Origin of the sequence: Pseudomonas sp. PDM30 (genome assembly GCF_019218985.1) — a bacterium.
Taxonomy (GTDB): Bacteria; Pseudomonadota; Gammaproteobacteria; order Pseudomonadales; family Pseudomonadaceae; genus Aquipseudomonas; species Aquipseudomonas jessenii.
This window is the reverse complement of the sequence record NZ_JAHUWM010000006.1, coordinates 298,301-319,779: the sequence shown is the minus strand read 5'-3', so window position 1 is coordinate 319,779 and position 21,479 is coordinate 298,301. Positions and strand designations below refer to the sequence as shown.

Below are 21,479 nucleotides of genomic sequence, written 5' to 3'. Positions count from 1 at the left end.
CATGAGCCAGACTTTGACGACTTTCGACATGGCGGCGCTGCTCGACAGTGATGAAGCCATTAGCGAGTATCTCTCTCAGGTACTGGCAGACGGTGACAATGAGGAGTTTCTGCGCGCTATCGGCTATGTGGTGAAAGCCCGTGGCATGACACAGATAGCCAAAGACTCTGGAATGGGTCGCGAAAGCCTCTACAAGGCCTTCGCGCCGGGAGCAAAACCTCGTTTCGATACGGTCCTGAAGGTCATTCATGCCCTGGGCATAGATCTCTGCGCGCAACCAGGACACACCGTCAATCACTCAAATCTATAACTGATTTTCCGCGTCATGTGGCTGGTTTCACCACCACCCACGTAAAACACAACGGCAACTGCGCTGCCTGCTGCTGATAGCGGTCATAGAGCTCTTCGCGGTTGGAGTGTGGGTATTCCCTGAAGTGACGGATCTGCAGCCCTGCCGCAATGGCGGCGCTGAAGAGGTCGCCCAGGGTGTGGACGAACCAGTAGGACGGCGCGGCCGGCTGTTCGATCCTGCCTTCGTAGACGATCGGTTCGTGCTGCACGAACGGTTCGCGGCGGAAGTATGAGCTGGCCGGGCGAAAAGGATCGGCTGCCTCGGGGTCGAACATTTCCAGGAACGGATGGGTTTCGTACACCACCAGCGCCCCACCCGGCTTCAGCGTGCGCGCCACATGGCGGAAGAATTCGCCGATGTCCGGCATCCAGTTCAAGACCCCGATGGTGATCAGCGCCAGGTCAAAGCGCTCCTGCAGTCCGGCCGGCAAGTGGTGAATGTCCGCTTCGATGAATTGCGGCGCGTGGGGCGATCGGGACGCCAGTTCCCGTGCCTGCCCGAGAAAGGCTTCAGACTGGTCGACGCCCACCACGCTGCGCGCGCCCATGGCGAACAGCGACAGGCTTTCACGACCGTTGTTGCAGCCTAGTTGCACCACGTCCTTGCCGTCGATACCTGTCTGGGTCAGCAAAGCGGTCAGGGTGTCGTCCAGACAGGAAAAATCCGCGTGTTCCACGCCCTTCAACAAGGCCTGCCATTCGCTGGAGTCCTTGTGGTGACGGGCGGAGTCATTCCAGGCCTCGCGGTTACTGGCGATGGCTTGTTCTTTTGTCGGCAGTTCCATTGCACGCTCCAGGGTCCGGGTCGTCGATTTGACCGGCGAAGTCTAGATCAACCCCATCCTGGCAGGTGTTGCGAACTTGTAATCCGCGCGGCACCGACGGCTGTCCACGGCGCCAGCTATAGTTAAAGACCTTGGGGGAAGTGTGGTTAAACCGATTTAGCAGGTGTTGCCATGAAAAAGACCGACCTGACGCTTTTGCTCGCCGTCTGCCTGGGCGCAACCGCTGTCGTCCACGCGGACGACATGCCCACCACCAACTACAGCAGCGAATTCAACTATTACGGCGCCGACCAACCCTTCGCGCACCCCGTACCACCGTCGATGAACATTGTGCCGCCGGGTTCGTACATCCCGACCGCGCCCAGGGAATTCATTCCGGTTTCAAGTGAGCACGTGTTTTCCGATTCGCGCCTGCCGACAGTGGCCGACGCCACGGTTCGGGTGTTTATCCGCTCCTACGATCCGGAGCGTGGTGTGTACGTGAACCAGGAAGTCGAGAACCCCAGCTGCATGCTGTCCTGTCTGAGGCAGGGCCCGGTGTTGCAGTGAGCCTTACCACTGGCGCTTGTCCGGACGGGCGAGGCCGAGTTTTTCGATCCGGTAGCGCAACATGTCACGGCTCAGACCCAGCAGGCGTGCCGATTTGGTGACGTTCCAGTCGGTCTTGTCGAGCATCTTGCGCACCATGTCGCGCTCCACTTCCGGCAGGTTCATGGAGTCGCTGCCGCTGAAGGACGGACGCGGTTCGCTGAAGTGTGACGGCTCGTGATGAAACATCGGTGGCTCATCCATCAGGCTCAGGCAGACGTTCAACTGATGGGCGGCGATAGTGTCGCTTTGCGCCAGCAACACGGTTTGCTCCAGCATGTTGCGCAATTCGCGCACGTTGCCCGGCCAGCTGTAGCTGAGCAGCAATTCTTCGGCCTGGTTGCTGAAATGCAGGTTCGGCTTGCCGTAGCGTTTGCCATGTAGCCCCAGGAAGTGCCGGGCCAGCAGCAGGATATCGGCGCCACGGGTATACAGTCGCGGCACCTTGATGGAAATGATGCGCAGGCGGAAGAACAGGTCACGACGGAATTTGCCTTGCTGGACCATCTGTTCGAGATTGCAGTTGGTGGCGCTGATCACCCGCAGGTCGACTTTGCGCTCCTTCACTGAACCGACCCGGCGAATGGTCCGGTCTTCCAGTAGTTTCAGCAGCTTGGCTTGCAGCAGCAGGTCCATTTCACCGATTTCATCGAGGAACAGCGTGCCGCCATCGGCCGCTTCCACCAGCCCCATGCGACGATCCTTGGCGTCGGTGAAGGCGCCCTTCTCGTGGCCGAACAGTTCCGACTCCACCAGATTGGACGGGATCGAAGCACAGTTGAATTCAATGAATGGGCCTTTGGCGCGCGGGCCATCGAAGTGCAAGGCCCGGGCCACCAGTTCCTTGCCGGTGCCCGTCTCGCCTTCCACCAGCACCGGCGGCAGATCGCTGTTGGCCATGCGCCGTTCGGCGTCGAGCAACTGGGTGATGGTGCCCTTGAGGTACGCCATCGGTGCCGACTCGCCAATCAGAGCCTGCACTCCCGACTTCTGGGCCTCGCGCTCCTGGTAAAACGACAGCGTACGCTCCATGCGGTCGGTGGCCAGGGCCTTGTCCAGCAGCAACTTGAGCTCTGGCAGGGCCACCGGTTTGGTGACGTAGTGAAAAGCGCCCTCTTTCATCGCCACCACGGCGTCTTCGACATTGCCGTAGCCGGTCATCATGATCACTTTCAGATCCGGCGCGCTGATGCGCAGCTTCTGGATCAGGTCGTGACCACTCATGCCCGGCAACGAGTTGTCGGTCAGTACCACGTCAGGCGCGAATGAACCCAATTGCTCCAGTGCATCTTCAGCCGAGTGGCAGACGGTCACCTCGAAGTCCTTGCGCTCCAGGTAAGTCTGAATATTCTCGGCGAGGATTTCGTCATCCTCGACCAGCAGAATGCTGTGCTCCATATACCCCTCCCGTTGCCACTTTGAAATTGAGACAAACACGGGTTCCTTCCTGCTCCCGGCTGGTCAGTTCGACCGAGCCGTCAAAACGCTCCATTATTCTTTTGACCAGGGCCAGGCCCACACCCAACCCACCTTGCTTGGTGGTAAAAAACGGCTTGAAGACCATTTGCTGCTGTTGTTTGGACATGCCCTTGCCGGTGTCGGTCAATGTCATTCTCACGTCGCCGGACACCGAGGAGTCGATCTCGATCGTCAGCACGCCACCCTTGGGCATGGCTTCCAGTGCATTAGCAAACAGGCTATTGAGTATTTGCGTGAGCAGCACCTGCTGGCTGACGACCGGTGGCACGCTGACAGGGGAGAAACGCACTTCAACGTCCGAACGCTTGATCAGGGACTCAAAGGCACTCAGGGTGTCTTCGAGGGCCAGCACCAGGTCGACCGTTTCACAGTCGTCATTCATCGGCCGCAACGACACCAGCAATTCACGGACCCAGCGCGACATGCGGTCGACCTGACTGATGATGTCGCCGATGTTTTTCTGTGCGGTCTGGCTGGCGATGTCCTGGGCCAGTTCGGCGCTGGAACGGATATTGGCCAGCGGGTTGCGCAAGCTGTGGGCGACCGCCGAGGACATCTCGCCAAGGGCGACAAAGGTCTCGTTGGCGATCAGTTGTTTCTGCTGGCTCTGCAACAGCGTCGCCGCGCGTCGCACGATCCAGAACAACCCCAGGTAAATGGCTGCCCCGCCGATCAGCGTGGCCAGCCAGATTGCCTTGAAGCCACGCTGGATACGCGCCACCAGATCCACCGGCTCCTTGTAGATTTCCACCATGGCAATCACTTTGCTTCTGTCGGCGTTGAACATCGGAATGTAGTTCTCGACGAACAGGTACTCCGGTTCGCGCAGCAAGCGCTGCTCGGGACGCTCCTCATCGATTTCGTGGTAACTGGTGGACACCGGCGATTTCATTTCGAAGGATTCGTCCAGCTCAAAGTCGCCTTCGATACGCACGCCGATCAACTCGGGGTTGGTCGACCAGACCACGGTGCGGTCCAGGGAGTACACCGTCGCCAGCAGGATGTCCGGCAGATGCTTCACATGGTCAAGAAACTCAACGCGCGCGGCGGCCCGGGATACGGGGTTGACGTCGGGGTAGGCATCGTCCATGCGCGGGTCGAGCATTTCACCCATGGTTCGCCCCGGGGCAATGCCGGCATGCCGGATTTCGGCCTCGCCAATGGACTGGATGAACTGCGCGGTCAGCATCGAATCACGCTCGATACTTTCATCGACAACAAAGCGGGTGGAGATGTAACCCAGCCCCAGCGCCACCACAGCGATGATCAGAAAGCTCGCCAGGGAGAACCAGCGCAGCAAATTGAACTGCGGTCGCCACCCCTTGCGTTGTGCTGCCGGATTCTGCGGCGCAGCTACTTTTTGTTGTTCGAGTATCTGCATGGCTGTGTCCTGGGTGCTTGAAATCGAGCCTGTTCAGCCGCTTTCAGGATCAGTGTAGGTGGCATTGATAGCCACCGACTGGCCCGCGTAATTTTTTTGACACTATTGCACCCGGGGTGTCTCGGGGTGCGCGACCGAATGATGTTGTTCAGGCTCTTCGTTACCACTGGCCAATGGCGCCGCTGGCGGATGTTGACGGTCGGTTTCTTCTTTCAGGAAATCGATGAGGGACTGGGCGGAACGCGCATCCAGCCGCAAGTTGGGCATCGAGATCCTGTTGTAGCGCTCGAACAGCTCCATCGCAATCGGGTCCTTTTCCGCGAGCATGCGGTCAGGTTCGCGGATCCAGCGGTTGAGCCAGGCCGGATCGCGCTGATAGGTCACGCCGATCAGGTCCGGGCCGATGCTGCGCAGGCCGATGCCCTGCCCGTCCAGCGGACCGAGGCTGTGGCAAGACGCGCAGCGGGTGCGAAACAGCTCTTCGCCATTGCTCGGCGGACGGATTTCGGGGGCCTCGACGTAGCTTTCCTCCACACTTGGCTGTTTCCAGTTATGCAGGGTATTGGCCAGTTGGTCGGCCAGAATCCACGGGTTTTCGAACGGCGAGGCTTTCATCCAGCGGCCCGTTGCCTGGTTGCCGACGATCAGGCTCAGGTTGTGGTCCTTGTTGCGCCCGTTATCGACGCCTTCGATGAACAGCCCCAGTTTTTTGCGCAGGTCGGTGACGTCGGCGAATTCCCCGGTGAGGAATTTCCACCCGGGCCCGACCTGGAAGCGTTGCGCATAGGCCTTGAGCACCTCGGGGGTATCACTCAAGGGGTCGATGCTGATGGAGTAGAAGAAGATGTCTTTGCCGACCCGATCCCCCAGCAGTTTCTGCACCTGGCGCATGCGCGCGGTTTCCAGGGGGCAGGAGTCACTGCACGAGGTGAAGATGAAGTTGATCACCACCACCTTGTCTTTGATCAAGTCATCGAAAAAACGCAGCTGCTGTCCGTCCTGGTCGGTCAGCAGGGTGTTGGGGAAATAGTCGGCACCCCACGGGGTGACGGCTTCAACGACAGCGGGTTCGGCAGTGGATGCCGGAGCAGGTGCAGGCGTCGACGTCGGCTGGCTGGCGACCAGCAACTGGCTGGCCAGCAAACCGGTCACCAGCATCAGCACCAGGTGCATGCCCAGGGCTCGCGAGCGTGGTGAATGCATCTCTTTTTTTTCCATCACCAGCCGCCTCGATGTGGTGAAGGGGGGTTATGGTGGTTTTGCAAGGACCTCGCCAATCATGTGTTTTTTTATAAAAACGTACTAACACTCGACAAAACAGTGATTTATCAAAATCAATGTGCAACGACCGGGCAAATGACCGGGGATTAATACCCGTTATTGGGGGTAGATCATCCCCGTTTTCAGGGGGCCAGAACAAAGGACAGGCGCACAGTGGTGCCCTCGCCTTCACTGCTGTCGAGGGTCACCGCACCGCCAAATCGCTCCATGATCCGCTCGACCAGCACCAGCCCGACTCCCAGCCCGCCCTGTTTGGTGGTGAAGAACGGCCGGAAGGCCATATTGCGCTCTTCTTCGCTCATGCCTTTGCCGGTATCGCTCACCCTCACACTGACGTGCTGGGCATCGCGCGGTTCGATCTGGATGGTCAGGGTGCCGCCGCCGTCCATGGCTTCCACCGCATTGGACAGCAGGCTGCTGAGGAGCTGGGTCAGTTGTACGTGCTGGCTCAGCACCATGGGCGTCTGGTCCGGCTCGAACACCACGTTGACCTTGGCCTTGTTGATCTGATGCTCGTAAGCCATCAGGCTGTCATGCAGGGCCGCCACCAGGTTCACAGGTTCGGCCTCGTCATTGAGCGGTCGCAGGGACTGGAGCAACTCCCGTACCCATTTCGACATGCGATCGACCTGACCAATGATGTCGTTGATGTTCCCGTGTGCCGGACCGCTGTCGAACTCTATCGCCAGCTCGGCGCTTGAACGGATGTTCGCCAACGGATTGCGCAGACTGTGGGCAACCGCCGAGGACACCTCCCCCAGAGCCACAAAGGTTTCGTTGGTGATCAATTGTTTCTGCTGCGTCGCCAGCAGGATCGCCGCCCGCCGCACGATCCAGTACAGCCCCAGGTAAATGAGACCGCCGCCCAGGGCGGTTGCCAGCCAGATCAGCACCAGGCCGCGCTCCATGCGGTTGATCAGGTCCTGGGGTTCCTTGTAGATTTCGACCATCGCCGTGACGGTGCTGCCATCGGCGTCGAACAAGGGAATGTAGTTTTCGATGAAGGCGTATTTGGGTGGTTCCAGGAACTTCTGCTCCATGCGGGATCTATCCACACCGTGGTAAGCGGTCGACACGGAAATTTTCGAGTTGAATGCCCGATCGAGGTCTTCATTGCCATGGATCGTAATGCCCATCAAGGCCGGGTTGGTCGACCAGATCACCATGCGGTCGGGGGCGTAGATGTTGACCAGAATCACGTCCGGCAAGTTTGCGATATGGTCGAGGAATTCACCACGGGCACTGACACGGGACAGTGGGTCGACGTCAGGAAAGTCCATGTCTTTTCGTGGGTCGAGCAACTCGCCCATGGTCCTGACGTTGGGAATCGACACATGGTGCACCTCGGCCGAGGCAATCGCCTGAATGAATTGTGAGGTCAATAGCGCATCGCGTTGCACGCTTTCGGTAATCACGAAGCGCGTGGATACCGCCCCCAGCGCCACCGCCACCGTGCCGATCACCAGCATGCTGACCAGTGAAAACCAGCGCAGCAGATTGAAGGGCTCCTTGCGCGTGTTCAAGCGAACTTCGCTGTCGGTCGCAAGTACTTTGGCAATTGTGGTCATGGACACGGTTCCCGGAAACCCCCTATAGGTTTATAGCCCAGCCATGGCCGTTTGGCCGAGCCTGGGGACTGCGATACCCCACCCGCCCCGCGGCCCCGTCACCCCCAAAGTCGGGGATAGCTGCCCGTGCCATAACTTCCCGGCCTGCCGCCTGCGACCGCGCCAACACCTTTACTGCGGGCGTCTCACGGGCGTTTTCGCCGATTGGTATGGAAGTTGCCGAACTCCCTGCCAACTGCCCCATCCCCAAGGGGCAGGTACTTCGACAGAGGGAACACTCATGCACCCGTTACTGTGCAAAACCGCGTCCGCCCTGGTTGTGACTGCTCTAGCCCAAGGTATTGCCCAGGCCGCGCTGTTTGCCGTAGACCCCGGCCCCTACCTGCCAGCCAATGGCAATTTCGCCGCCTGGTATCAAGACAGCCACGGCCGAACCCTTGACCTGTGTTTATCAAAGGCTGTCAGTTCCAGGGTTGCCAGCGCGCCGGGCGCCCCGACTTACATGTGCTCGCTGATCCCTAATCCCGGCATTTTCGATGACACGCAACCGTTGGTCTTCCCGACCAATTTCCCCGACGAAGCGTTCTGGGCAACAGGCGAAACAACTATCGTCGATGCCGCCCGAGGCATCGACCTGACCTATGTCTCGGCGCTCGAAGCAGCCTTCAGTGGTGGGGATCCACTGGAGGGCGACCAGATCAGCTTCGCCCGGATCCGTGTTCGCATCGACGTGGCCACCGCTGGCACTTATGTCATCACCCACCCTTACGGCGTCGAAGTGTTCAACGTCGAGACCCCCGGCCGTCGGGCGATCAACATGACCCGGGACATTGGCATCGGCGCGCCAAAAACCTACAACGGCGCGCTCAAGGGCGACGTCGGGCCGTTCCTGCGCAGCGTCAATGGCCCCTACACCGAGACCAACCCGAGCACGGGCCAGGCCGAACAATTCGTCGGCGATCCGAACCTCACCGAAGCCGTCACCGGCAGCCCGTTCAACACCAACTACGTGCGCATCGAGGGCCCCAATGGCCTGGACTTGCGCACCAACCTCTTCGCCGTATCCGGCAAGTTGTCGTCGGTGGTCCGTCCGACCCCGGTGATCGCCGAGCGCAGCACCTACTCGCGACAGGCCGGCACCAGCGCCCCGGTGGCCCAGCAGGACGTGTTCGTGATGGCCCCGCCGCCACCCGCCACCGTGACCCTGGACAGCAACAATCCGCTGCTGAACTTCACCGAAGCCAATACCACCGGCCACTGGTATGCACAGTCGCCGAACAATCCGACGTTGCCGAGCACCTTGCAGGTGACCGCCGACAACCACCTGGCCATCGCCAGCAGCGCGCCGACCATATTGCCCATGCCGTTGACCGACCTGGTGACGATCTCACGCGCCGAGTACAGCCTGAGCACCGGGCAAATCACCATCGTGGCTTCGACCAGCGATGAAACGTCGCCACCGGTGCTCACCGCCACCTCCGGCACCGGTATCGCCATCGGCGCCCTGAGTGGTGACGGCGCCGTGAAAAGCCTGGCCACCGGCATCTCGCCGATTCCGCCAGCCCAGGTTCGTGTGTCGTCCTCCAATGGCGGCAGCGATACCGAAGAAGTGGTCATCGTGCAATGAACGCCCACATGCCCGGATCCTCATCAGGAGGCATCATGAACAAATGGCCACGCCTGGCGCTCAACGCCCTGGGACTGACTCTATCGCTGACCGGCAGTGCTTTCGCGCAACTCGCCGCCGTCGATCCCGGTCCTTACACCTTTGCCACCGGGAAATTCCCGATCTGGTATCAGGACAACAATCAACTGTCGATGGAGCTGTGCCAGTCCCGCGCCGCCAGCTCGCGGGTGGCAGCCAGCGTGCCACCGGCCTACATGTGCACCCTGCTGCCGACACCGGGCATTTTCGACGACACCCTGCCAATGGTGTTCCCGGATAACTGGCCAGACGAAGCCTTCTGGTTCCTTGCCGAGACCAGCATCCCCAACAACACCGCCGGCTATGGCATGGACGTCTATGTCGCCGGGATCGAGGCTGCATTTGCCGGTGGCAACCCGCTCGATGGCGACCAGATCAGCTTCGCGCGGATTCGTCTACGGGTGAACATTCCCGTTGCCGGGACCTACACCATCACCCACCCCTATGGCGTGGAAACGGTCAACGTCACCACCACCGGGCGCCGGGCGATCAACATCACCAGGGACGTCGGCATCGGTGCGCCGGGGGTTTTCAGCGGTGCGGTCAACGGTGCGATCGGGCCGTTCCTGCGCAGCGTCAACGGTCCCTACACCGAGGTGAACCCGGACACCGGCGCCGTCGAAACCTTCGTTGGCGACCCCAACCTCACCGAAGCCGTGACCGGCAGCCCCAACAACACCAACTTCGTGCGCATCCAGGGTCCGGCCGGGACCATCCAGACCAACCTCTTCACCCTGTCCGGCAAGGTGCTCGACAACCGCGCGCAGACCGCGGTGGACATGACCCGTGCCACTTACCGCCGCATAGCCGGCACGGGCGGCAACACCACCCGGGTCGAAGTGTTTGCCAAAGCCGCCAACGGTTCGACCCTGTGCTTTCGCGAAAGCATCGCCCTGGTCCCTGGCCCGCCTGTGTCACCTTGCCAGACCAACATGGTGAGCGATAACAACGGCGTGTTCTTCGCCCAGAATCTGCTGGCCAACGCAACGGTGCCGCCGATCGTGGTGGTCACCGCCACCAACCCCGCCGGGACCACCCGCCCGACTGCGGTGTCGAGCAAGCTCTCGGACGTGGTGAAAATCCAGACCGCCCGTTACAGCTGGAGCAATCACAGCCTGCTGATCGAGGCCACTTCCACAGACGAAGTGGTGGTACCGGACATGGTCGCCCAGGGTTACGGGCGGCTGTCGAAAACCGGAATCCTGCAACGCCTGACGGTGGCTGACTTGACCCAACCCCCTGCAACCGTAACGGTCAAATCCGCTGCCGGCGGCAGTGACATCGAGCCGGTCGTAGTCGTCGGCACTGCACCGGACACCGGCGCGAACCAGGCACCGATCTCCGTCGCCGATACTGGCAGCACCAGCTTCGGCGTGCCGATCACCCTCAACCTGCTGGCCAACGACAGGGACCCGGACGGCAATACGCCGCTGAGCATTACCGCGCTGACCCAACCGGCCGCCAGCCAGGGCACGGTGGCATTGAGCGGCACTACGGCGGTGGTCTACACCCCTCCTGCTGTCGTCAACGCGCCGTTGACCACGACCTTCACTTACAAGGCCCAGGACGTCAAAGGCCTGGCCTCGACGACAGCGGCAACCGTGAGCATGACCGTGGCGCCTAACCGGCCTCCGGTGGCCGTCGCCGATGCCGTCACGACACTGGGTGTGGCGATTCCAATCAACGTGCTGGCCAACGACACCGATCCAGAAGGCAATGTGCCGCTAGCCGTCGCCGACTTCACTCAACCGCTGGCAGGTCGCGGCACCGTCAGCAGAAACGGCACGGTGCTCACCTACACCCCACCGGCCACCGTCACCACGGCCTTCACCACGACCTTCACCTACTTTGTCCGGGACAGCTTCGGCGCCCAATCGACGTCGCCAGCCACAGTCACGGTACAGGTCTCGCCACGGCCTGCTGCGGAAACCTTCGCCGTGACCACCGCAACGGTGAGAGCCCGCTCCAACAACCGCTTCACCTGGGACTTTGCCGGCACCTCATCGGTGACCACCGGCAACACCATCACCATCAAGGTCACCACTCCGACCGGGCTGGTCACCCTGGGCACCACCGCCGTACCGGCGAATGGACGCTGGCGGTTGACCGTGAACAACACCACCACGGTCGTTCCGTCGGCGAACCCGACCGCCACGATCACCTCGTCCCAAGGCTCCGTGCGCACGGTGCCGGTGATCGCCAACTGAGCCCGCGCTCCATTAGCCACGCAGGTTGATGGGGCCGGCTTCAACCCTATGGAAAACCGCGGCCTCGGGTGGGGGGCCGCGGTTTTTTGCCGGGTGCATTGATGGAAGCAATCCAGCGGTGGTCTGGCTGCCATCACTGGAGCGGTGCCCGGAACAGGCTCACTCCCACAGGTATTCAGTACATCTGAAAGATTTCGGTCGGCTGTCGGACCACCATCGCGAGCAAGCTCGCTCCCACAGGTACTCAGTACATCTGAAAGATTTCGGTCGGCTGGCAGGCCGCCATCGCGAGCAAGCTCGCTCCCACAGGTACTCAGTACATCTGAAAGATTTCGGTCGGCTGGCAGGCCGCCATCGCGAGCAAGCTCGCTCCCACGGAAGAGCAAAAAGCAGAGCATCCCGCACCACCGCGTCGCTTCTCACCACTCATCAGGCCGAGCGTTAGCTCGCCTGCAGCTCTTGATCTTGATCCACCCGCCCCCTCGGCAGGCTGAGTGGAGGTGTTTATCCGGGGATTGGCGCGCAGCGCCGTTCGACGCAGTCGAACTCATTGCATGTAGGTCGAAGCGAAGCCGACCGGAGGGCAATGCCCCCGGATGAATACCGGAGCGAAGGAACGCCGAGCCTTAGCGAGGGGCCGTACGTAAGGGGCGAGACCTTTTGGTTCCTTTTGGGGCGTTTGCCAAAAGGGACTCGCCGTAAGGGCGAAACCGCCAGCCGCCATTACCGCAGCAACGGATATGTACTCAGACCCCCAACCTGATCGACAGCCGCTCGGCCAACGCCTTGGCCTGGCTCGCCACATCGGTGACGGCGGTACTTTCCCACCACATACCGCGCAACGGCGGACCCATGGCAAACAACCGGCTGGCGGGCTGACCCTCGGCGTTCAGAACCGCACCATCGACCTCTGCCGCGATGCCCAAGGCCAACGGCCCGGGCCGGACCAGGCCTCGGGCGAGCAGTTGCCGGGGCAGCGGTCGCGCGACCCGGCGCCAGTCGTATTCGATACCGCTGGAGTTGATCAGGGCGACACCGCTGACCACACAGGTCTGCGCCTCGCCCCGCCGTCGAAGGCGAATACTCACCTCGCCATTCAGCGACGGCTCGAGGCCCTGGTAAGAGGCTGCGTGAATACGTAACCGCCCTTCTTTATACAAGCGCTCAACCAGCTCGGCACTCAAGGGTGGCGAGCGGTGATGATGGCTTTCCCACCACGGCCGCACATGCCGCACGAACTGCCGACGCTGCACGTCGGTCGCCTGATGCCACAAGCGGCCGATGTGTGCCCGCACCGTGTCCAGCGGCGCCTGCCAGTCGATGCCTTGGGCGATGGCGTCCCGGCAGTGCCGACGCAGTTCGCGCATCAACTGGCGAGGTGTGCGGATGCTCTGATCCTGCGCGAGAAAATCCACCCAGGCCGGTGGCTGGCGACGCACATGGGGCAGCAGCCCATGGCGGGAAAACACTTCGATCGGCCCACGATGCCCGGCCTGTTCCAGGGACACCACGGCATCGACCATGGTCAGGCCCGAGCCGATGATCATGACCGTCGATTGCGGATCGAGTTGCCGCATGGCCGCCACGTCCCACGGATCGAGAGCGGCCGCATTCAAGCCGCTGGACCGGGTTTGCGGGGTGCGCGCGGCGGGAAACATCCCGGTGGCCAGCACCGCAAAAGCGCCCTGCAAGCATCGGCCGTCGCTCAGGGTCAACCGCACGGCGTCTGCATCGGTTTGCAAATCGACTACTTCGGCCTGCACATGCTCGACCGTCGAACCGACCAAGGCGCCCACCGCCTGCGCTTCTGCCAGGCGCTGCCGGGCGTACAGGCCGAAAACGCCCCGAGGCGGAAACAACTCGCTGATCGGCACATGCTGCTGATCCGATTCCGGCCAGCCGCCCGCCTTGATGTACTCGGTCAGCCATTGGGTCAGGTCGTCGGCGTTGTCCGGGTCAACACTCATCCGCGCCGCATTGCCGTTGAGCGTATGACCCAGTTCCACCGCGCTATAGGCTTCACCCCGCCCCAACCCGGCCCGGGGCTCGATCACCAGCACCCGGCGCCGGCCCGGCAAACGCATCAACTGCGCCGCCAACATCGCGCCACTGAGGCCGCCACCGACAATCAGGATGTCGGCGTCATTGTTCAAGGTCTGGCCCATCCATGCACTCCCTGTTCAGATCACCACATTACGTACAAACTTCGCCGCTACCACCCCGTCGTTGCGATAACAGTGTGGCTGGTTGCTGGCAAACATAAAGAATTCACCCGCCGCGATATGCTGTGGCTGGTCGCCGAGCATAACGGTCAGGCACCCTTCGAAGACATAAATCTGCTCGCTCCAGCCATCGGCGTCCGGCTCCGACGGATACACCTCGCCCGGTTGCAGGCACCATTCCCACTGCTCGACTTCACGACTGGCCTGGGCCTTGGAAAGCAACACCGCCCTGCTGCCAGGGATCGTGCCGGTCCAGGCCAGCTCATTGATACGGCTGGGATCGCGGGCGTCGGGGGCCTGGATCAAATCACTGAAGGCAACGTCCAGGGCTTCGGCCACCCGGTCGAGGGTGGTCAGGCTGACGTTCTTTTCCCCTGCCTCGATCGCCACCAGCATTCGACGGCTGACTCCGGACTTTTCGGCCAGCGCGGTCTGGCTCAGGTCGGCGGCATGACGTAAACGACGGACGTTTTGACTGACGTGCTGGAGGACCGAAGCCCGCTGGGTAGAATCTTTGTGCACTATATTGCTCACTGAGTGGGGTTGGGCAGTATACTGCGCAACATTCGACGCATTGTGCGTCCCCCTCCAGTAGCGTGCAAGGTCATGACGTCGGTGAATTCCCCAAAGGCTTCCTCCCGTTTTACAAGGTTCAGCAAGGCCGAATGCGTGCTGGTACTGATCACGATGGTCTGGGGCGGTACCTTCCTGCTGGTACAGCATGCGATGACCGTCAGCGGCCCGATGTTTTTCGTCGGCCTGCGCTTTGCCGCCGCCGCGAGCATCGTCGCCCTGTTTTCCTGGCGTCACCTGCGCGACCTGACCCTGTTCGAACTCAAGGCCGGGTCGTTTATCGGCGTGGCGATCATGCTCGGCTACGGCTTGCAGACGGTCGGGCTGCAGAGCATTCCCAGCAGCCAATCGGCATTCATTACCGCGCTGTACGTCCCGTTTGTGCCGTTGCTGCAATGGCTGGTGCTGGGGCGGCGTCCGGGGTTGATGCCGAGCATCGGCATCATGCTGGCCTTTACCGGGTTGATGCTGCTGTCCGGGCCGTCAGGTGCGTCGTTCAATTTCAGCCCCGGTGAAATCGCCACCTTGATCAGCGCCGTGGCCATTGCGGCCGAGATCATCCTGATCAGCACCTATGCCGGCCAGGTCGATGTGCGCCGGGTGACGGTGGTGCAACTGGCGGTCACTTCGGTGCTGTCGTTCCTGATGGTGGTGCCGACCAACGAGGCGATTCCGGACTTCTCCTGGTTGCTGTTGTGCAGCGCGCTGGGGCTCGGGGCGGCGAGCGCGGCGATTCAGGTGGCGATGAACTGGGCACAGAAAAGCGTGTCACCGACCCGCGCCACCCTGATCTATGCCGGCGAGCCGGTATGGGCCGGGATTGTCGGGCGCATTGCCGGGGAGCGCTTGCCGGCGATTGCCCTGGTCGGGGCCGGGTTGATTGTGGCGGCGGTGATTGTCAGTGAGTTGAAGACCAAGGGTAAGGCTGAGGTGGCTGAGGAAGAGCTGGAGCGGGAAACACAGTGATAAGTCGCAAACTTTGCATTGCCGGATAGGCCGCCATCGCGAGCAAGCTCGCTCCCACAGTGTCTTGGGTTGAACACAAGATTGTGTGCACACCTTCATACCCTGTGGGAGCGGGCTTGCTCGCGAAGGGGCCGGAACGGGCTCCCCGACCTCTCTCTGAAACAATGTGAATCAGGGCGTTTCCGTCTACCGTGTAGGATTCTGCGACAGCTTGGCGTTTGGTGATCCGGGAGCTGGCACGTATGATGCTTCACAAACTTCCGCAGATTAGAAGCCTATGTCCCTGATAGTTCTACTGCTTCTGCCTTTCATAGGCAGCTGTTTGGCGGCCGTGTTGCCGCACAATGCCCGTAACGCCGAATCCCTGCTGGCTGGCCTGATCGCCCTGATCGGCACCGTTCAGGTCGCCTTCCTGTACCCGCAGATCGCCGATGGCGGCGTCATTCGCCAAGAGTTTTCATGGCTGCCCAGCCTGGGCCTGAACTTCGTCCTGCGCATGGACGGTTTCGCCTGGCTGTTCTCCATGCTGGTGCTGGGCATCGGCACCCTGGTTTCGCTGTACGCGCGCTACTACATGTCGCCGAACGATCCGGTGCCGCGATTCTTCGCGTTTTTCCTGGCCTTCATGGGCGCCATGCTCGGGCTGGTGATCTCCGGCAACCTGATCCAGATCGTGTTTTTCTGGGAGCTGACCAGCCTCTTCTCGTTCCTGTTGATTGGCTACTGGCACCATCGCGCCGATGCCCGGCGCGGCGCCTACATGGCGCTGATGGTGACCGGTGCGGGCGGTTTGTGCCTGCTGGCGGGGGTCATGCTGCTCGGCCATGTGGTCGGCAGCTATGACCTGGACAAGGTCCTGGCCGCCGGCGACCTGATTCGCGCCCATGCCCTCTACCCGATTCTATTACCCCTGATCCTGATCGGCGCCTTGAGCAAAAGCGCCCAGTTCCCCTTCCATTTCTGGCTGCCCCACGCCATGGCAGCGCCGACGCCCGTGTCGGCGTACCTGCACTCGGCGACCATGGTCAAGGCCGGGGTTTTTCTGCTCGCGCGGCTATGGCCCTCGCTATCGGGCAGTGAAGAATGGTTCTACATCGTCAGTGGCGCCGGCGCCTGCACCCTGTTGCTCGGGGCGTATTGCGCGATGTTCCAGAACGACCTCAAGGGATTGCTGGCCTACTCGACCATCAGCCACCTGGGCCTGATCACCCTGTTGCTTGGCTTGAACAGCCCGCTGGCCGCCGTCGCCGCGGTGTTCCACATCCTCAACCATGCGACGTTCAAGGCCTCGTTGTTCATGGCCGCCGGCATCATCGACCACGAAAGCGGTACCCGCGATATCCGCAAACTCAGCGGCCTGTACAAGCTGATGCCGTTTACCGCCACCCTGGCCATGGTCGCCAGCGCCTCGATGGCCGGCGTGCCGTTGCTCAATGGCTTCCTGTCCAAGGAAATGTTCTTCGCCGAAACCGTCTTCATCAATGCCACGCGCTGGATCGAACTGAGCTTGCCGATCGTGGCAACCATTGCCGGTACCTTCAGCGTGGCTTACTCCCTGCGTTTCACCGTGGACGTGTTTTTCGGCCCGCCCGCGACCGACCTGCCACACACACCCCACGAGCCACCACGCTGGATGCGCGCGCCGGTCGAGTTGCTGGTGTTCGCCTGCCTGCTGGTGGGAATTTTCCCGGCCCAGATAGTCGGCCCGCTGCTCGCGGCGGCGGCGCAACCGGTGGTCGGCGGCACGCTGCCCGAGTACAGCCTGGCCATCTGGCACGGCCTGAACGCACCGATGATCATGAGCCTGATCGCCTTGTCCTGCGGCACCGTGCTCTATCTGCTGCTGCGCAATCAATTCAAGCGCGGAAACTTCAACCGTCCGCCCGTCATCGGTCGCCTGGACGGCAAGCGCCTGTTCGAATACGGACTGGTCGCCATCATGCGCTTGGCCCGTCGCCTGGAGCCCCGGATTGGTACCCGGCGCCTGCAGATGCAGTTGTTCCTGGTAGTGCTTGCTGCCGTGCTGGCCGGGTTGATTCCCATGCTGCACAGCAGCCTTCACTGGGGTGACCGGCCGAAAATCCCGGGGTCGATCGTCTTCGTCACCTTGTGGTTGCTGGCCATCGCCTGCGCCCTTGGCGCGGCCTATCAGGCCAAGTACCACCGTCTCGCGGCCCTGACCATGGTCAGCGTCTGCGGCCTGATGACCTGCGTTACCTTCGTCTGGTTTTCCGCGCCGGACCTGGCCCTGACCCAACTGGCGGTCGAAGTGGTGACCACGGTGCTGATCCTGCTGGGCCTGCGCTGGCTGCCACGACGGATCGAGGAGGTCTCGCCGTTGCCGGGCAGCCTGCGCCGGGCGCGGGTGCGGCGTATCCGCGACTTGCTGCTGTCGACCTCGGTCGGTGTCGGCATGGCGTTGCTGGCCTACGCCATGCTGACGCGCCAGACCCCCAACGATATTTCCTCGTTCTATCTCAGTCGCGCCTTGCCCGAAGGCGGCGGCAGCAACGTGGTCAACGTGATGCTGGTGGACTTCCGTGGTTTCGACACCCTCGGTGAAATCACCGTGCTGGTGGCCGTGGCGCTGACCGTGTACGCCCTGCTGCGCCGCTTCCGCCCGCCCAAAGAAAGCCTGCAACTGCCGGCCCAGCAACGCTTGCTCGCGCCGGATGTGGTGACCGACCTGGTCAACCCGCGTCACGCCAGCGACACCGCGCTCGGTTTCATGATGGTGCCGGCGGTGCTGGTGCGCCTGCTGTTGCCGGTGGCGCTGGTGGTCTCGTTCTACCTGTTCATGCGCGGGCACAATCAACCGGGCGGCGGTTTTGTCGCCGGGCTGGTGATGTCGGTGGCGTTCATCCTGCAATACATGGTCGCCGGCACGCAGTGGGTCGAGGCGCAAATGAGCCTGCGACCACTGCGCTGGATGGGCACGGGACTGATGATTGCCACGACCACGGGCCTGGGCGCGATGGTCGTCGGCTATCCGTTCCTGACCACCCACACCTGGCATTTCTCGTTACCGCTGCTGGGTGACATTCACCTGGCCAGCGCGCTGTTCTTCGACATCGGTGTGTACGGAGTGGTGGTCGGCTCGACCCTGTTGATCCTCACCGCCCTCGCCCACCAATCGGTGCGCGGCCACAAAACCGCCGCCCAGCCCAGATCCGTTGCCGCCAAAGGAGCCGTCTGATGGAAGAAGTCATCGCAATCGCCATCGGCGTACTGGCCGCGTCCGGCGTCTGGCTGATCCTGCGCCCACGGACGTTCCAGGTGGTCATGGGCCTGTGCCTGCTGTCCTACGGGGTCAATCTGTTCATCTTCAGCATGGGCAGCCTGTTCATCGGCAAGGAACCGATCATCAAGGACGGCGTGCCGCAGGACCTGTTGCACTACACCGACCCGCTGCCGCAGGCACTGGTGTTGACGGCGATCGTCATCAGCTTTGCCATGACCGCGCTGTTCCTGGTGGTGCTGCTGGCTTCCCGGGGCCTGACCGGCACCGACCATGTGGATGGCCGGGAGCCCAAAGAATGATGGCGATGACTCACCTGATCGTCGCACCCATTCTGCTGCCGCTGCTGACCGCCGCGATCATGCTGATGCTCGGCGAGAAGCACCGGCCGCTCAAGGCCAGGATCAATCTGTTCTCCAGCCTGCTCGGGCTGGGCATTGCCGTGGCGTTGTTGCAATGGACACAGACCACCGGCGTGCCCGGCTCCATCGGTGTGTACCTGCCGAGCAACTGGCAAGTGCCGTTCGGCCTGGTGTTGGTGGTCGATCGCCTGTCGGCGCTGATGCTGGTGCTGACCGGCATCATCGGCGTCAGTGCCCTGCTGTTCGCCATGGCCCGCTGGGACAGTGCCGGTTCGAGTTTTCACGCGCTGTTCCAGATCCAGTTGATGGGCCTTTACGGCGCATTCCTCACCGCGGACCTGTTCAACCTGTTCGTGTTCTTCGAGGTGCTGCTGGCCGCGTCCTACGGCTTGATGCTCCACGGTTCGGGCCGGGCGCGGGTGTCGTCGGGGCTGCATTACGTTTCGATCAACCTGCTGGCCTCGTCGCTGTTCCTGATTGGCGCGGCGCTGATCTATGGGGTCACCGGCACGCTGAACATGGCCGACCTGGCGGTGAAAATCCCGCTGGTGTCCGAAGCTGATCGCGGTTTGCTGCACGCTGGCGCGGGGATCCTGGCCATCGCGTTCCTGGCCAAGGCCGGCATGTGGCCGCTGAACTTCTGGCTGGTGCCGGCCTACTCCTCGGCCAGCGCGCCGGTGGCGGCGATGTTCGCGATCATGACCAAGGTCGGCGTGTACACCTTGTTGCGTCTGTGGACGCTGCTGTTCTCCGCCCAGGCCGGGGCATCGGCGTTCTTTGGCGGCGACTGGCTGATCTACGGCGGGATGGCGACCATCGTCTGCGCTGCCATTGCGATCCTCGCCGCGCAACGCCTGGAGCGCATGGCCAGCCTGAGCATCCTGGTGTCGGCGGGCATTCTGTTGTCGACCATCGGCTTCGCCCAGCCGAACCTGGTCGGCGCTGCGCTGTTCTATCTGTTCAGCTCGACCCTGGCGTTGAGCGCCCTGTTCCTGCTGGCCGAGCTGATCGAGCGCTCGCGCTCGGCCAACGAAGTCCTGCTCGAAGATGAAGCCGAACTGCTACCGCGGCCACTGGAATCGCTGTATCCGCCCAAAGGCACCAACCTCGACGACGACCAGAAAGCCGTGGTCGGCCAGGTGATTCCCTGGACCATGGCGTTTCTCGGCCTGAGCTTCATCGCCTGCGCCTTGCTGATCATCGGCATGCCGCCGCTCTCTGGTTTTATCGGCAAACTCGGGTTGATCGGCGCCCTGCTCAATCCGCTAGGCCTGGGCAACAGCGGCGACACACCGGTTTCCAACGCCGCGTGGGGCCTGTTGGTGTTGTTGATCGTGTCTGGGCTGGCATCGCTGATCGCGTTCTCGCGCCTGGGCATCCAGCGTTTCTGGACGCCTGCGGAACGACCATCGCCCCTGTTGCGACGCCTTGAATGCATACCGATCTTCGCCCTGCTGGGCCTGAGCATTGCGCTGACCTTCAAGGCCGATCCGCTGCTGCGCTACACCCAGGCCGCCGCCAATGCCCTGTACAACCCGCAGCAATACGTGATGGCGGTGCTCGACACACGCGTCGTACCGAACCCGTCGGCCGTAGCGGCCCCGCAGGAGGTGCAACCATGAAGCGCCTGTTTCCGGCACCGCTGCTATCGCTGGCCCTGTGGCTGCTGTGGCTGTTGCTGAACCTGTCGATCAGCCCCGGCAACCTGCTGCTGGGTGCCGCGCTGGGATTCTGTGCGCCATTGATGATGCGCAGGCTGCGTCCGCTGCCGGTGCGCATCCGTCGTCCCTGGGTAATCCTGCGCCTGATCCTGCTGGTCGGGCGCGATGTGCTGGTGTCCAACCTCGCCGTGGCCTGGAGCGTGCTCAATGCCGGTCGCCGCCCGCCTCGCTCGCAATTCATCAAGGTGCCGCTGGATTTGCGTGACGCCAACGGCCTGGCTGCGCTGTCGATGATCACCACGGTGGTGCCCGGTACAGTCTGGTCGGAGCTGGCGCTGGACCGCAGCATTCTGCTGTTGCACGTCTTCGACCTGGACGATGAGGCGCTGTTCATCCAGCACTTCAAGGCGACCTACGAACGTCCGCTGATGGAGATCTTCGAATGAGCCCCTTGCTGTCGAACGCGATCCTGCTGAGCCTGTTCTTCTTTTCCCTGGCGATGATCCTGACCCTGATCCGCCTGTTCAAGGGGCCGTCGGCCCAGGATCGGGTTCTGGCGCTGGACTACCTGTACATCGTCGCGATGCTGATGATGCTGGCGCTGGGTATACGTTATGCCAGTGACACCTACTTCGAGGCGGCGCTGCTGATCGCCCTGTTCGGTTTCGTCGGCTCGTTCGCCCTGGCGAAATTCCTGCTGCGTGGCGAGGTGATCGAATGAATACGCCATTGTCGTTGTGGGTGGAGATCCCGGTGGCGATCCTGCTGGTGCTCGGCAGTCTGTTTGCCTTGATCGGCGCCACGGGCCTGCTGCGCATGAAGGACTACTTCCAGCGCATGCACCCACCGGCCCTGGCCTCGACGCTCGGGACCTGGTGCGTGGCGCTGGCTTCGATCATCTATTTTTCGGCGCTCAAGTCCGCGCCGGTATTGCACGCCTGGCTGATTCCGATCCTGCTGGCGATTACCGTGCCGGTGACCACCTTGCTGTTGGCCCGGGCGGCGCTGTTTCGCAAACGCATGGCCGGGGATGATGTGCCGGCTGAGGTGAGCAGCCGGCGGACGGAGAGCGGTAGTTAGAGCAAAGATTTGTGTTGCCTCATCGCGAGCAA

The 21,479-nt window shown here is 62.1% G+C and carries 18 protein-coding genes; 11 read left to right on the top strand and 7 right to left on the bottom strand.

What is annotated here, in order from left to right:
- Position 1: 1 nt before the first annotated feature.
- Positions 2-310, top strand: coding sequence for an addiction module antidote protein (locus tag KW840_RS16810; RefSeq protein WP_057397260.1), 309 nt, complete (start codon positions 2-4; stop codon positions 308-310).
- A 13-nt stretch (positions 311-323) separates the two neighbouring features.
- Here KW840_RS16810 and KW840_RS16805 read toward each other — a convergent pair whose 3' ends face one another.
- Positions 324-1,136 (bottom strand): bifunctional 2-polyprenyl-6-hydroxyphenol methylase/3-demethylubiquinol 3-O-methyltransferase UbiG, encoded by an 813-nt coding sequence (locus KW840_RS16805; RefSeq protein ID WP_218496382.1) that lies wholly within the window; start codon positions 1,134-1,136, stop codon positions 324-326.
- 171 nt (positions 1,137-1,307) lie between these two features.
- On the opposite strand from KW840_RS16805, the gene KW840_RS16800 reads away from it, so the two are divergent.
- Positions 1,308-1,685, top strand: a complete 378-nt coding sequence (locus KW840_RS16800) for a hypothetical protein (RefSeq protein WP_150815249.1) — start codon at positions 1,308-1,310, stop codon at positions 1,683-1,685.
- A gap of 3 nt (positions 1,686-1,688) precedes the next feature.
- Here the strand turns inward: KW840_RS16800 and KW840_RS16795 are convergent, their stop codons facing one another.
- From KW840_RS16795 to KW840_RS16780, 4 genes are all read right to left on the bottom strand, one after another.
- Positions 1,689-3,122: a sigma-54 dependent transcriptional regulator gene (locus KW840_RS16795; protein WP_090456413.1), complete on the bottom strand. Its 1,434-nt coding sequence runs from the start codon at positions 3,120-3,122 to the stop codon at positions 1,689-1,691.
- Complete coding sequence (locus KW840_RS16790; RefSeq protein WP_090456415.1) at positions 3,091-4,584, bottom strand: sensor histidine kinase; 1,494 nt, start codon at positions 4,582-4,584, stop codon at positions 3,091-3,093. The genes KW840_RS16795 and KW840_RS16790 overlap by 32 nt, the downstream gene beginning before the upstream one ends.
- 102 nt (positions 4,585-4,686) lie before the next feature.
- Positions 4,687-5,787: an SCO family protein gene (locus KW840_RS16785; protein ID WP_371318472.1), complete on the bottom strand. Its 1,101-nt coding sequence runs from the start codon at positions 5,785-5,787 to the stop codon at positions 4,687-4,689.
- 200 nt (positions 5,788-5,987) lie between these two features.
- A complete protein-coding gene (locus KW840_RS16780; RefSeq protein ID WP_218496381.1) occupies positions 5,988-7,433 on the bottom strand; it encodes a HAMP domain-containing sensor histidine kinase in 1,446 nt (481 codons plus the stop codon).
- 280 nt (positions 7,434-7,713) lie between these two features.
- Between KW840_RS16780 and KW840_RS16775 the strand changes: the two genes are divergently transcribed.
- Entirely contained in the window at positions 7,714-9,060 is a 1,347-nt protein-coding gene (locus KW840_RS16775; RefSeq protein ID WP_090456420.1) for a hypothetical protein, read from the top strand.
- Positions 9,061-9,095: 35 nt separating this feature from the next.
- Positions 9,096-11,345, top strand: coding sequence for an Ig-like domain-containing protein (locus KW840_RS16770; protein ID WP_218496374.1), 2,250 nt, complete (start codon positions 9,096-9,098; stop codon positions 11,343-11,345).
- Positions 11,346-12,091: 746 nt separating this feature from the next.
- Here KW840_RS16770 and KW840_RS16765 read toward each other — a convergent pair.
- Positions 12,092-13,510, bottom strand: coding sequence for an FAD/NAD(P)-binding protein (locus KW840_RS16765; RefSeq protein WP_218496372.1), 1,419 nt, complete (start codon positions 13,508-13,510; stop codon positions 12,092-12,094).
- Positions 13,511-13,525: 15 nt separating this feature from the next.
- Positions 13,526-14,089 (bottom strand): helix-turn-helix domain-containing protein, encoded by a 564-nt coding sequence (locus tag KW840_RS16760; protein WP_090456428.1) that lies wholly within the window; start codon positions 14,087-14,089, stop codon positions 13,526-13,528.
- An 84-nt stretch (positions 14,090-14,173) separates the two neighbouring features.
- Between KW840_RS16760 and KW840_RS16755 the strand changes: the two genes are divergently transcribed.
- From KW840_RS16755 to KW840_RS16725, 7 genes are all read left to right on the top strand, one after another.
- Positions 14,174-15,106, top strand: a complete 933-nt coding sequence (locus KW840_RS16755) for a DMT family transporter (protein ID WP_256353388.1) — start codon at positions 14,174-14,176, stop codon at positions 15,104-15,106.
- A 277-nt stretch (positions 15,107-15,383) separates the two neighbouring features.
- Entirely contained in the window at positions 15,384-18,302 is a 2,919-nt protein-coding gene (locus KW840_RS16750) for a monovalent cation/H+ antiporter subunit A (RefSeq protein WP_218496369.1), read from the top strand.
- Positions 18,302-18,646, top strand: coding sequence for a Na+/H+ antiporter subunit C (locus tag KW840_RS16745; protein WP_007986256.1), 345 nt, complete (start codon positions 18,302-18,304; stop codon positions 18,644-18,646). Before KW840_RS16750 ends, KW840_RS16745 begins: the two co-directional genes overlap by 1 nt.
- Entirely contained in the window at positions 18,643-20,328 is a 1,686-nt protein-coding gene (locus KW840_RS16740) for a monovalent cation/H+ antiporter subunit D (RefSeq protein WP_218496364.1), read from the top strand. Before KW840_RS16745 ends, KW840_RS16740 begins: the two co-directional genes overlap by 4 nt.
- Positions 20,325-20,813 carry a Na+/H+ antiporter subunit E gene (locus KW840_RS16735; protein WP_150815145.1) on the top strand — a complete coding sequence of 163 codons (489 nt, stop codon included), beginning with the start codon at positions 20,325-20,327 and terminating at the stop codon, positions 20,811-20,813. Before KW840_RS16740 ends, KW840_RS16735 begins: the two co-directional genes overlap by 4 nt.
- Positions 20,810-21,088 (top strand): K+/H+ antiporter subunit F, encoded by a 279-nt coding sequence (locus KW840_RS16730; protein ID WP_007986253.1) that lies wholly within the window; start codon positions 20,810-20,812, stop codon positions 21,086-21,088. The genes KW840_RS16735 and KW840_RS16730 overlap by 4 nt, the downstream gene beginning before the upstream one ends.
- Positions 21,085-21,447, top strand: coding sequence for a Na+/H+ antiporter subunit G (locus KW840_RS16725; protein ID WP_090456437.1), 363 nt, complete (start codon positions 21,085-21,087; stop codon positions 21,445-21,447). The genes KW840_RS16730 and KW840_RS16725 overlap by 4 nt, the downstream gene beginning before the upstream one ends.
- Positions 21,448-21,479 lie beyond the last annotated feature (32 nt).